This window comes from Lentzea flava, from assembly GCF_014648475.1.
GTDB classification, from domain to species: Bacteria; Actinomycetota; Actinomycetes; order Mycobacteriales; family Pseudonocardiaceae; genus Lentzea; species Lentzea flava.
The window spans coordinates 366,923-378,642 of sequence record NZ_BMRE01000001.1 but is presented as its reverse complement, the minus strand read 5'-3'; the positions used below and the strand labels follow the sequence as shown (position 1 = coordinate 378,642).

Here is an 11,720-nt window from a genome sequence, read left to right as displayed (position 1 = left end):
CTGGGAGCTAGCCCAGCTGCTGGTCCACGATGCTGGGCGACAGGACGTGGTGGACCACCATGGCCGCCGCCCCGAGCACACCAGCCACCTCGCCCGCACGGGACGGCACGATGCGCAGGTTCTCCGTGGCGAGCGGCAGCGAACGGCGGTAGACCGCCTCCCGCACCCCGGCCAGCAGCATCTCACCCGCGGCGGCGAGGTCGCCGCCGACGACGATCAGTGAGGGGTTGACCATGCTGACGCAGGCGGCGAGCACCTCGCCGATGGTGCGGCCCGCCTGCCGGATCGCCTGACCGGCCTCGACGTTGCCCGCGCGGATCAGGGCGACGACGTCGGCGCTCGTGTGGGCCTCCACCCCCTTGGCGCGCAGCCGGGCCGCGATCGCGGAGCCGCTCGCGACGGCCTCAAGGCATCCGGTGTTGCCGCAGCTGCAGGGGGCGTCGTCGCTGCCCGGTGCCCGGATGTGGCCGAGGTCGCCCGCCGCGCCGACCGCGCCGCGGTGCAGGACGCCGTTGCTGATGAAACCCGAGCCGATCCCGGTCGCCACCTTCACGACGATCATGTGGTCGGTGCCGGGGAACGAGTGCGCGTGCTCGCCCAGCGCCATCAGGTTGACCTCGTTGTCCACCAGCACCGGCACGTCGAACTCGGCGCGGACGTGCGCCGGCACGTCGAAGCCGTCCCAGGCGGGCATGATCGGCGGGTGGTTGGGCCTGCCCGACGAGTGTTCGACCGGGCCGGGCAGGCCGATGCCGACACCGGCCAGCGACACCGACGACACGCCGGCGTCCTTGACCAGTTCCCGCCAGGTCTGGGCCAGGCAGGCCAGTACCGGTTCCGGCCCGTCGGCGATGTCCAGGTCGAGCCGCCGGATGGCCAACGGGCCGCCGGCGAGGTCCGTGACGGCGACGGTCGCGTGTGTCGCGCCGACATCGGCGGCGAGGACGGAACGGGCGCCCGCGTTGAACGCCAGCCGCCCGGCGGGTCTGCCGCCGGTCGACACCCTGATGCCGCGGTCGGTGAGGAACCCCGCGTCCTGCAGTGCGTCCAGCCTGGTTCGGACCGCGGCACGGGTCAGGCCTGTCTGGCTCGCCAGTTCGGCACGTGTGCGCGGCACTCCGTCGAGCAGCAGCCGCAGCAGCTGCCCGGGAGAAGCCGCAGGAGCCCAAGGTACGTCCGGCACGGGCCCAGTGAACCAGGGAACACCGAGTAATGGTGATGTTCATCCGTAAGACATGTGCACTTTGGCAGAGAAGCGCCAACTTTTGATTGACAGTCGCCAATAGTCACCCTACGTTCGCCTCATGGCTGTGACCCACGGAACACCGGGGGTGGAAGACGACCCGGTTGTGCGCCTGGAGGGCATCGAGAAGAGCTTCTTCGGCGTACCGGTGCTGCGCGGCGTCGATCTGTCGCTGCACGCGGGTGAGGTGCACGCGCTGGTGGGGGAGAACGGCGCGGGCAAGTCGACGCTGCTGAAGGTGCTGGCCGGGGTCCACCGGCCGGACTCCGGCCGGATCGTGGTGCGGGACGAGGAGGTCACGTTCGCCTCGCCGCGCGACGCGCAGGCGGCGGGCATCGCGATCATCCACCAGGAGTTCACGCTGCTGGAGCACCGCACGGTGGCCGAGAACGTCTTCCTGGGCCGGGAACCGGTGCGGCGCGGTCAGGTGGACCGGCGCGCGCTGGAGGCGGACACCCGGCGGCTGCTCGACTGGCTGGGCGAGGACGGCATCGAGCCCGGCACCGAGGTGGCCCGGCTTTCCGTGGCACGCAAGCAGGTCGTGGAGATCGTCAAGGCGCTGTCGGCGGACGCCAGGGTCCTCGCGATGGACGAGCCGACAGCGGCGTTGGCGGACAACGAGGTCGAGCTGCTGTACGGCCTGGTGCGCAGGCTTCGGGATCGCGGGATCGCGATTCTCTACGTGTCGCACCGGATGCGTGAGGTGTTCGACCTCAGCTCACGGATCACGGTGCTGAAGGACGGTGCGTTCGTCACCTGTGCGCCGACCGCCGATCTGGACACCGATCAGGTCGTGCGGCACATGGTCGGCCGTCCGCTGGAAACGCTGTATCCCGAACGCACCGGCGTCCCCGGTGCGGTGCGGATCGCGTTGCGGGGAGCGGGGAACGAGCGGGTGCGGAACCTGACGTTCGACGTGCGGGCCGGGGAGATCGTGGGCCTCGCCGGGTTGCAGGGCTCCGGTCGTTCCGCGATCGCGCGGGCGATCTGGGGCGTCGAGCCGTTCACGACCGGCACCGTGGAACTCGACGGCGTGCCCACCCGCGTCACCGGTCCGCGCACGGCCGTCCGCAAGGGCATCGGGTACGTCACCGAGGACCGCAAGGGCGAAGGACTGGCGCTGCGGCAGTCGGTGCGGGACAACGCCCTGCTGGTCCGCCGTGCGGCGTGCCGGGGCGCGGTGGCTCGTCAGGCCGCCGATCTGACGCGACTGCTCGGCGAGGTCGGTGTCGTCGCGCGCGGCCCGCATCAGGAGGTGCGCTACCTCTCCGGTGGCAACCAGCAGAAAGTCGTGCTGGGCAAGTGGCTCGCCGTCCGGCCGCGCGTGCTGATCGTGGACGAACCGACCCGTGGTGTCGACGTCGGCGCGAAGCAGGCCCTGTACCGGTTGTTGCGCGGGCTGGCGGACGACGGCATGGCGATCCTCATGATCTCCTCGGAGCTGCCGGAGCTGATCGGCATGAGCGACCGGATTCTCGTCATGCACGAAGGCGCGCTGGCGGGCGAACTTCCGGCCGGTGCCGACGAGGAAACCGTGATGGCACTGGCCACCGGGCACGGGGCAGCGGCGTGAGCGCCGTGCGCGAACAGATCCGCCGGCGCAGCGAGGCGCCGCCGCGGACGAGGACGTTCGTGATCACCCCGGTTCTGGTCGTGTACCTCGCGCTGGCGGTGCTGCTGGTGGTCGGCAGCGTGCTGGTGGGCGTCCACGGAGGCGTGCTCCTCGATCACGGCGGCATTCTCAACATCCTCACGCGCGGCACGGTGCTCGGACTGGTCGCGATCGGGCAGACCCTGGTGATCGTCACCGGTTCCCTCGACCTGTCGGTGGCCTACCTGATCGGCCTGTGCTCACTGGTGGCCGCCGAGACGATGGCGGGCAGTACGGCGATGATCGTGCCCGGTGTGCTGGCGGCGCTGGTGGTCGCGGCGGTGGTCGGGCTGGTCAACGGACTGGTGATCACCGTGCTGAAGGCCAACGCGTTCATCGCCACCCTGGGCGTCGCGCTGGTGCTGCGCGGCTACCTGGAGCACAACTACACCGGCCCGGCGGGCAGCGTGCCGCGCGCGTTCCAGCACATCGGCTACGACCGGATCGGGCCGGTTCCGGTGGCGGCGCTGCTGATGTTGCTGCTCGCGGCGGCGGCGTGGTGGTACCTGCGGCGCACCCGCACCGGCTACCACATGTACGCGGTGGGTGGGGATGTCGACGTGGCAAGGCTTTCCGGCGTGCGCACCGGGCGGACGATCGTCACCGCGCACGTGCTGTGCGCGGTCATGGCCGGGCTCGCCGGGGTGTTCCTGGCCGGGCGGCTGGGGTCGGGCGCCCCGTACGTCGGCACCGACGCCGGATACGACCTGGAGTCGATCGCCGCCGTCGTGCTCGGCGGCACGGCGCTGGCGGGTGGTCGCGGCGGTGTGGCCGGCACGATCGGTGGCGTGCTGATCCTGTCCACATTGGACACGATCTTCGACGACCTCGGGCTGGACTCCTTCTTCAAGGACGTCGTGCGCGGCGTCGTGCTCATCGTGGCGGTGGCGCTGTACGCCCGCCGCAGGACCGCCGGGAGATCGGCATGAGAGCGCGGCTGCGTCTGGCGGACGGCACCGGCCCCGTGCTGGTCGTGCTGCTGATCCTGTTGGTGGCACTGGCGTTCGCCGGTCCCGCGTACGCCGAGCCCGCGGGCTACCTCGCGCTGCTCAAACGTGCGGCACCGCTCGTGGTGCTGGCCGTCGGGCAGTACTTCGTGATCGTGTCCGGTGGTTTCGACCTCTCGGTCGGCTCGCTGGTCACGGCCGAGGTGGTCGTCGCCGCCCGGCTGGTCGACGGTGACGACGCGAACACCGGGTGGGTGATCGCGCTGCTGCTGGGCTGCGGAGTCCTCGTCGGCCTGGTCAACGGGCTGATCACGACGAAACTGCTGGTGCCGTCGTTCATCGTGACGCTGGGGATGCTGCTGGTGCTCGACGGCGCGGTTTTCCTGTGGTCGGGCGGAGCACCGCGCGGTGCGCTGTCCCCGTCGTTCCGCGTCCTCGGCCGGGGCAGTGCCGACCTTCCGGTCCTCGGCCAGGTGCCGTGGTCGGTGATCGTGCTGCTGGTCGTGGTCGTCGCGGCGGTGTGGTTCATGCGCAGCGGAACCGGACGCCTGCTGCTCGCGGTGGGGGACAACGAGAACGTGGTCCGGCTCGCGGGCGGCCGGGTGGATCGGCTGCGCCTGCTCGCGTTCGTGCTGTCGGCGCTGCTCGCGTCGGTCGCCGCGATCCTGCTCGCCGGGTTCGCGGGGGTGTCGGCGCAGGTCGGTGAGGGCCTGGAGTTCCGTGCCATCACCGCGGTGGTGCTCGGCGGCGCTCTGCTCGGCGGTGGCCGCGGTTCGGTGGTCGCGGCGGCCGCGGGCGCGTTGTCGCTCGAAGCGCTCTTCTCCCTGTTGAACCTGCTCGGTGTCTCCGGCGCACTGGAGTCCGCCGTGCAGGGCGTGATCATCATCGCGGCCGTGGCCTACGCCGCTCACGGAGCCGGTCTCCGGCAGATGCTGCGCCGGCCCGTTCCCGACACCGCCTGAAAACCCGCCTGTACCCCGTCGACGAAGCCGAGGAGCAGCTCATGAACAGGAAATGGTCCGCCGCGGCCTTGGCGGGCGCTCTCACACTGGCCGGCTGTTCCAGCGACCTTCCCGCCGCCCAGGCCCCCGGCGGCACGTCGGAGTCCGCGAAGGCGAAGTCGGAGTTCTTCGACCAGACCGAGTTCGAGCGCCAGCTGCGGTTCCGCACCGCGAAGGCGGTCGGGCTGGACTCGCAGGACGGTGCCGCGAAGCCCTGGGAGCAGGCGCTCGAACCGCAACTGGTCGACACGGCCAAGTACGCCAAGCCCGCTGGCGGCGGCTACCACCTCTGCTTCTCCAACGCCTCGGTGGACAACCCGTGGCGGCAGGTCGGGTTCAAGACCATGAAGGAGGAGGTGAAGCTGCACCCGGAGATCACCAAGTTCACCGTGCTGGACGCGGAGGCCAAGGACGACAAGCAGATCAGCGACATCCAGTCGCTCGCCTCCCAGGGCTGCAGCGTGCTGATCGTCTCACCGAACACGACCGCCACGCTCACCCCGGCCGTCGAGGCCGCCTGCGCGACGGGCGTGCCCGTGATCGTCTTCGACCGCGGCGTCAAGACCAGCTGCCCGGTGACGTTCATCCACCCGATCGGCGGGTTCGCGTTCGGCGCGGACGGCGCGGAGTTCCTCAAGGACAAGGTGAAGCCGGGCGGCAAGGTCCTCGCGCTGCGCATCCTGCCGGGAGTGGACGTCCTGGAACAGCGCTGGGCGGCCGCCGACCAGATCTTCTCCGGCAGCCAGGTGAAGGTCGTCGGCGTCGAGTTCACCAACGGGGACGCGGCCAAGACCAAGAGCATCGTCAACGAGTACATCCAGCGCGAAGGCAAGATCGACGGCGTCTGGATGGACGCGGGCGCCACCGCGGTCGCGGCCGTGGAGGCGTTCCAGGACGCGGGCGCGGCGATTCCGCCGTTCGTGGGGGAGGACCAGCAGGACTTCCTGCGGATGTGGGCCGACGAGAAGATGACCGCGGTCGCCCCGACCTATCCGACCTACCAGTGGCGCACCCCGATCATCGCCGCCCTGCGCGTCCTCGGCGGCAAGCAGGTGCCGCGCGAATGGGTGCTGCCGCAGCCGAAGGTCACCCAGGACACCCTGAAGGACTTCATCAAGCAGGACATGCCACCGCTGCACTACGCCATGTGCGGTTGCGAGGGCATGCCCGGTTACCCGGCGTCCTGGAAGTAGCCCGGGATGATGAAGGCGTACGTGGACCTCGTTCGGGCACCCGCGGCGCTCACGGTGCTGGGGGACACGCTGGTCGGCGCGGGGAAACCGTTGCGGGGCAAGGGTTTGTTGCTTCCGCTGGCGTCCGTGTCGCTGTACTGGGCGGGAATGGCGCTCAACGACTGGGCCGACCGCGACCTGGACGCGGTCGAACGGCCGGAACGGCCGATCCCGTCCGGCCGGATCAGCCCGGACGCGGCCCTGGCCACCGCGGCCGGGCTCACCGCCCTCGGCGTCGGCCTCGCCGCGGCGGCCGGTCGCAACGCACTGCCGCTCGCCGCGGCGGTGTGGGCCTACGACACCGTGCTGAAGGCCACGCCCGCCGGACCGTTCGCGATGGCCGCGTGCCGGGCGCTCGACGTCCTGCTGGGTGGGCGGGCCGTGCTGCCCGCCGGGCTGATGGCCGCGCACACCCTGGGGCTGACCGTGCTGTCGCGGGGTGAGGTGCACGGCACGTCCCCTCGCACGGCCAAAGCGGTGCTGTCGGGCACGGTGCTGACGGCGGTGGCGGCCGGCGTCTCCACCCGGCGGGTCACCGGGATCGCGGCGGCGCTGAGCTACGCGGTGACGGTGGGACGGGCCCAGTGGCGGGTGGTCCGGCAGCCGTCCGCCGAGTCGGTCCGCGCCGCCACGAAGGAAGGCATCCACGGCATGGTGCTGCTCCAGTCCGCGCTGGCCGAGCACGGCGCCGCGCTGCCGCTGGTGCTGCCGCTCGCCCAGGCGCTGAGCAGGAAGGTGAGTCCCACATGACGTTCCACCTCGGCTACGGCACCAACGGGTTCGCCAACCACCGGCTCGACGACGCGCTGGCCGTGATCGCCGATCTCGGCTACACGGCGGTCGCGCTCACCCTCGATCACCACCACCTGGACCCGTTCGCCGACGACGTCGGCAAACAGACCGAGCAGGTCGCGACGCGCCTTCAGGAACTGGGATTGCGCGTCGTGGTCGAGACCGGCGCGCGGTACCTGCTCGACCCGCGCCGCAAGCACCACCCGACGCTGGTCAGCGAGGACCAGGAGGTGCGGGTCGATTTCCTGGTGCGCGCCAAGCAGATCGCGGCGGACCTCGGTGCGGACTGCGTGTCGTTCTGGTCAGGCGTGGGGTCGCCAGATGCCTGGGACCACCTGAAGTCGGGCGTCGCCGCGGTGCTGGAGACCGGGCCGTCCGTCCCGCTAGGACTGGAGCCGGAGCCGGGCATGGTCGTGGAACGGCTGGACCAGGCCCTGCGGCTGCGGACCGAGCTCGGGAACCCGGACCTGTTGCGGATCACCCTCGACGTCGGGCACTGCGTTGCGGTCGAGCCGCAGGACGCGGCGGCGTGCATCAGGCAGGCGGGCGAGCTGCTCGTCAACGTGCAGCTCGACGACATGCTGCCGGGCGTGCACGAGCACCTGGAGTTCGGTGAGGGACAGCTGGACCTGCCCGCCACGCTCGCCGCGCTGACCGGCATCGGCTACACCGGCGTCGCCGCGGTGGAGCTGCCCCGGCACAGCCACGCCGCGCCGGACGTGGCGGCGCGGGCACTGCGAGCGCTGCGCGCGGCGCAGTGGCTGGCCGACGCGGAACGGGCGGTCCGCGCCGATCCCGCCGCGATCGACACCCTCTTCCCCGCGGCGGGACGGGCGGTGGGAGCCGGCCAGGACGCCGCACGGGTCCGCCTGCTCACCGCGTTCGCCGACGTGGCCGACGATCCGGCCGACGGTCTCACGAGGCTCTACCGGTACGGCACCTCCGCGGAACGGCGAGGTGTCCTGTGCGGGCTCGCCGAGGTGGGCGACCGGGCTCCGGCCGCCGGGGTCGCGTTGGTCGAGGACGCCTTGCGCAGCAACGAGACCGACCTGGTCGCGGCGGCACTCGGCCCGTTCGCCACCCGGCACCTCGGCAGGCACGCGTGGCGGCACGGCGTGCTCAAGTGCCTGTTCATGGGCATTCCGCTGACCGCGGTCGACGGTCTCGACCGGCACTCGGACGCGGAGCTGCTGCGCATGGTGGCCGCGTTCGCCGACGAACGCCGCGCGGCCGGCCGTCCGGTGCCCGCCGACGCTCTCGCCCTGCTCGGAAAGGCTTCGTGATGCGCATCTTCGACCCGCACATCCACATGACGTCCCGCACCACCGACGACTACGAGGCCATGCGCGACGCGGGCGTGCGAGCGCTGGTCGAGCCCGCGTTCTGGCTCGGGCAGCCGCGGACGAACGTCGGGTCGTTCGTCGACTACTTCGACAGCCTGCTCGGGTGGGAGCGGTTCCGCGCCGCCCAGTTCGGGATCGCACACCACTGCGCGCTCGCCCTGAACCCCAAGGAGGCCAACGATCCGCGGTGCAGCGAGGTGCTGGACGTGCTGCCGCGCTACCTGGTCAAGGACGGCGTGGTCGCGGTCGGCGAGGTCGGGTACGACTCGATGACGCCGGAGGAGGACGACGCGTTCGCGCGCCAGCTCGAACTGGCGTTGCGGCACGACCTGCCGGTCCTCGTGCACACACCGCACCGGGACAAGCAGGAGGGCACGAAGCGGACGCTGGACGTGGTCCGCGAGTCGGGCCTGGCGCCGCACCGCGTCCTGGTCGACCACCTCAACGAGACCACCGTGAAGATGGTGGCGGACGCGGGGTGCTGGATGGGCTTCTCCGTCTACCCGGACACCAAGATGGACGAGACGCGGATGGTGGCGCTGCTCGCCGAGTACGGCACCGAGCGGATGCTGGTCAACTCCGCCGCCGACTGGGGCCGGTCCGATCCGCTGAAGACCCGCAAGACCGGGCTGGCGATGCTGGACGCCGGGTTCGGCGAGTCCGATGTGGACACGGTGCTGTGGCGCAACCCGGTGGAGTTCTACGGCCAGAGCGGCAGGCTGGAGCTCGAACCGGTGGCGGCGGGTGCGGTCGACGCGGCCACCGGCAGCTCGGTGCTGCGGGGTGAACGGTGATCGCCTACTGCACCAACGTCCACCCGGCGCCCGACCTCGCGGGCATCCTCGCCCAGCTCGACCGGTACGCGGTCCGGGTGCGCGAGGCGCTGGAGGCGGACACGCTCCCGTTGGGGCTGTGGCTCCCCGCGCCCGTCGCACGAGGACTCGCGGAGGACGGCACCGCACGGCAGCACTTCCGCGCCGAGCTCGCGAGCAGAGGGCTGACGGTCTCGACGCTCAACGCGTTCCCGTACGGCGACTTCCACGACGAGGTGGTCAAGCACGCGGTGTACTTCCCGACGTGGACCGACCCGCGCCGCCTTCAGTACACAGTGGACTGTGCGAACGTGCTGGCCGACCTGCTGCCCGATTCCGCGTCCTACGGCAGCATCTCGACCCTGCCGCTGGCCTGGCGGGAGCCGTGGACGGGCCGCGACGACGACCGGGCCGCGGACGCTCTCGCCGAGCTCACCCCGTCCCTGCGCCGGCACGGCAGGCCGATCAGACTGGCCGTCGAGCCGGAGCCGGGCTGTGTGCTGGACACCGTCGCCGACACGGTTGGGTGGCTGGCCGGCCGGGTCGATCCCGAGTACATCGGGATCTGCCTGGACACCTGTCACCTCGCGGTGTCGTTCGCCGATCCGGCCGAGACGGTCGCGTCGATCCGCGCGGCGGGGCTGGACGTGGTCAAGGTGCAGGCGTCGGCGGCACTGGAGGTGGCGGAACCCGGCACCGCGGCGGGCAGGAGGGCGATCGCCGGGTACAGCGAACCCCGCTACCTGCACCAGGTCCGGGAGAACACCCCCGGCGGTGTGCTGGCGGCGGACGACCTGCCGGAGGCGTTGGAGACCCTGCCCGCCGAGCACCCGTGGCGGGTGCACTTCCACGTGCCGCTGCACGCCGTTCCGCCCGCACCGCTCACGTCGACCACCGACGTGCTCGTTGCCGCGGTGGCGGCGGTGGACCCCGGCACCCACGTCGAAGTGGAGACCTACACCTGGACCGTGCTGCCCGGTGCGGGCGACCTCGCCGACGGCATCGCGGCGGAACTGCGCTGGGCGGCGCAGCACCTGCGGACGGGGGTGGCGGTGTGAAACCGTTGGTGGTCCTCAACGTCGTCGGCATGACCCCGGCGCTCCTGGCACACATGCCCAATCTCTCGCGGCTGGGCTGGCAGGCCGAACTGGGCACGGTGCTGCCCGCCGTGACGTGCAGCGCGCAGGCCACGCTGCTCACCGGCCTCACCCCGGCCCAGCACGGGATCGTCGGCAACGGCTGGTACTTCCGCGACCTGGGCGAGATCCACCTGTGGCGTCAGCACAACCGCCTCGTCGGCGGGGAGAAGCTCTGGGAGACCGCACGTCGTGCCCATCCGGGCTACACCGCGGCCAACATCTGCTGGTGGTACGCGATGGGCGCCTCGACCGACATCACCGTGACCCCGCGGCCGATCTATCACGCGGACGGGCGCAAGTCGCCGGACTGCTACGTCCGCCCGCCCGGTCTGCACGACGAGCTCACCGGAGCCCTGGGCGAGTTCCCGCTCTTCCAGTACTGGGGGCCCACAGCGGCACTGGCGTCGAGCGAGTGGATCATCGGCGCCGCACGGAAGGTCCTCGCCGAGCAGCGGCCCGACCTGTTGCTGGTCTACGTGCCACACCTGGACTACGACCTGCAGCGGTTCGGACCGTCTTCACCGCAGGCGGTCAAGGCGGCGGCAGACGTGGACCTGGCGCTGGCGCCTCTGCTGGCAGAGGCGTCGGACGCGACCGTCGTGGCGTTGTCGGAGTACGGCATCACCGACGCACGCCGCCCGGTCGACATCAACCGGGCGTTGCGAGCGGCAGGCCTGTTGGAGGTCTACACACAGGCGGGCATGGAGTACCTGGATCCGTGGACGTCGCGGGCGTTCGCGGTGGCCGACCACCAGATCGCGCACGTGTACGTCGCCGACCCGGCCGACGTCCAGAGGACGAGGGCGGTCCTCGCGGACCTTCCCGGCGTCGACGTGCTGTACGACCGGAACGCGCAGGCGTCCGTCGGGCTGGACCACGAGCGGTCCGGTGAACTGGTGGCGGTGGCCGAGCCGGACGCGTGGTTCACCTACTACTACTGGACCGATGACCACCGCGCACCGGACTTCGCCCGTGGTGTGGACATCCACCGCAAACCCGGCTACGACCCCGCGGAACTGTTCTTCGACCCGGCCGACCCGCTCGTCAAGGCCAAGGCCGGGGTGAACCTCGTCCGCAAGAAGCTCGGGCTGAGATACACGATGAACGTCGTGCCGCTGGACCCTTCGTGCGTGCGCGGCACGCACGGCAGGCTGCCCGACCGGGCGGCGGACGGGCCGGTGCTGTTGTGCTCGGATCCGGTGGCACCGCGGTCGGTCGAGCGCACCGGCCGGATCAGCGCGACCGACGTCCGCACACTCCTGCTGGAACTGCAGGGGATTCCCGCGGAGGAGTTCAGCCGATGACCGAAGTCACCATGGCACACCCGAACTGCGACTACTCGGTGGTCGTGGGCAAGGAACCCACGGCGGCGACCCAGCGCCTGCTGAGGCTCATGCGAACGGGCGCGACCGACCGCGCGATCGCCCGCGAACTCGGCGTCAGCCTGCGCACCCTGCACCGGCGCATCGCCCGCCTGCAAGCGCTCCTCGGCGTTCAGTCGCGGTTCCAGCTCGGCGTGCTCGCCGCCGAGCTGGAGTGGCTCCGCCCGGGTTGAGACAG

At 71.4% G+C, this 11,720-nt stretch carries 11 protein-coding genes; 10 read left to right on the top strand and 1 reads right to left on the bottom strand.

The window, feature by feature from the left end; all coding sequences use genetic code 11:
* Positions 1–7: 7 nt before the first annotated feature.
* The gene (locus tag IEZ09_RS01890; RefSeq protein WP_189251735.1) at positions 8–1,183 is read right to left on the bottom strand and encodes an ROK family transcriptional regulator; all 1,176 of its coding nucleotides are present in this window, start codon (positions 1,181–1,183) and stop codon (positions 8–10) included.
* A 121-nt stretch (positions 1,184–1,304) separates the two neighbouring features.
* On the opposite strand from IEZ09_RS01890, the gene IEZ09_RS01885 reads away from it, so the two are divergent.
* From IEZ09_RS01885 to IEZ09_RS01840, 10 genes are read left to right on the top strand one after another with little or no spacing between them, the layout of a single operon-like run.
* Positions 1,305–2,816 carry a sugar ABC transporter ATP-binding protein gene (locus IEZ09_RS01885; RefSeq protein ID WP_189251734.1) on the top strand — a complete coding sequence of 504 codons (1,512 nt, stop codon included), beginning with the start codon at positions 1,305–1,307 and terminating at the stop codon, positions 2,814–2,816.
* 17 nt (positions 2,817–2,833) lie between these two features.
* Positions 2,834–3,823, top strand: a complete 990-nt coding sequence (locus IEZ09_RS01880) for an ABC transporter permease (protein ID WP_189252185.1) — start codon at positions 2,834–2,836, stop codon at positions 3,821–3,823.
* A complete protein-coding gene (locus IEZ09_RS01875; RefSeq protein ID WP_189251733.1) occupies positions 3,820–4,803 on the top strand; it encodes an ABC transporter permease in 984 nt (327 codons plus the stop codon). The genes IEZ09_RS01880 and IEZ09_RS01875 overlap by 4 nt, the downstream gene beginning before the upstream one ends.
* A 41-nt stretch (positions 4,804–4,844) precedes the next feature.
* Positions 4,845–6,035, top strand: a complete 1,191-nt coding sequence (locus tag IEZ09_RS01870; protein ID WP_189251732.1) for a substrate-binding domain-containing protein — start codon at positions 4,845–4,847, stop codon at positions 6,033–6,035.
* A gap of 9 nt (positions 6,036–6,044) precedes the next feature.
* Positions 6,045–6,824 carry an SCO3242 family prenyltransferase gene (locus IEZ09_RS01865; RefSeq protein WP_189252184.1) on the top strand — a complete coding sequence of 260 codons (780 nt, stop codon included), beginning with the start codon at positions 6,045–6,047 and terminating at the stop codon, positions 6,822–6,824.
* Complete coding sequence (locus IEZ09_RS01860) at positions 6,821–8,149, top strand: EboA domain-containing protein (protein ID WP_189251731.1); 1,329 nt, start codon at positions 6,821–6,823, stop codon at positions 8,147–8,149. The genes IEZ09_RS01865 and IEZ09_RS01860 overlap by 4 nt, the downstream gene beginning before the upstream one ends.
* Complete coding sequence (locus IEZ09_RS01855) at positions 8,149–9,003, top strand: TatD family hydrolase (RefSeq protein ID WP_189251730.1); 855 nt, start codon at positions 8,149–8,151, stop codon at positions 9,001–9,003. The genes IEZ09_RS01860 and IEZ09_RS01855 overlap by 1 nt, the downstream gene beginning before the upstream one ends.
* Positions 9,000–10,079 carry a metabolite traffic protein EboE gene (eboE, locus tag IEZ09_RS01850; RefSeq protein WP_189251729.1) on the top strand — a complete coding sequence of 360 codons (1,080 nt, stop codon included), beginning with the start codon at positions 9,000–9,002 and terminating at the stop codon, positions 10,077–10,079. The genes IEZ09_RS01855 and eboE overlap by 4 nt, the downstream gene beginning before the upstream one ends.
* Positions 10,076–11,464: an alkaline phosphatase family protein gene (locus IEZ09_RS01845; RefSeq protein WP_189251728.1), complete on the top strand. Its 1,389-nt coding sequence runs from the start codon at positions 10,076–10,078 to the stop codon at positions 11,462–11,464. Before eboE ends, IEZ09_RS01845 begins: the two co-directional genes overlap by 4 nt.
* Positions 11,461–11,715: a helix-turn-helix domain-containing protein gene (locus IEZ09_RS01840; protein ID WP_189251727.1), complete on the top strand. Its 255-nt coding sequence runs from the start codon at positions 11,461–11,463 to the stop codon at positions 11,713–11,715. Before IEZ09_RS01845 ends, IEZ09_RS01840 begins: the two co-directional genes overlap by 4 nt.
* Positions 11,716–11,720: the final 5 nt, after the last annotated feature.

Bases quoted from the DNA above. Each gene is read 5' to 3' on its own strand.
- IEZ09_RS01875 (WP_189251733.1), top strand. From the start codon at position 3,820: ATGAGAGCGCGGCTGCGTCTGGCGGACGGCACCGGCCCCGTGCTGGTC.
- IEZ09_RS01860 (WP_189251731.1), top strand. From the start codon at position 6,821: ATGACGTTCCACCTCGGCTACGGCACCAACGGGTTCGCCAACCACCGG.
- IEZ09_RS01840 (WP_189251727.1), top strand. From the start codon at position 11,461: ATGACCGAAGTCACCATGGCACACCCGAACTGCGACTACTCGGTGGTC.
- IEZ09_RS01855 (WP_189251730.1), top strand. From the start codon at position 8,149: ATGCGCATCTTCGACCCGCACATCCACATGACGTCCCGCACCACCGAC.
- IEZ09_RS01870 (WP_189251732.1), top strand. From the start codon at position 4,845: ATGAACAGGAAATGGTCCGCCGCGGCCTTGGCGGGCGCTCTCACACTG.
- IEZ09_RS01865 (WP_189252184.1), top strand. From the start codon at position 6,045: ATGAAGGCGTACGTGGACCTCGTTCGGGCACCCGCGGCGCTCACGGTG.
- IEZ09_RS01885 (WP_189251734.1), top strand. From the start codon at position 1,305: ATGGCTGTGACCCACGGAACACCGGGGGTGGAAGACGACCCGGTTGTG.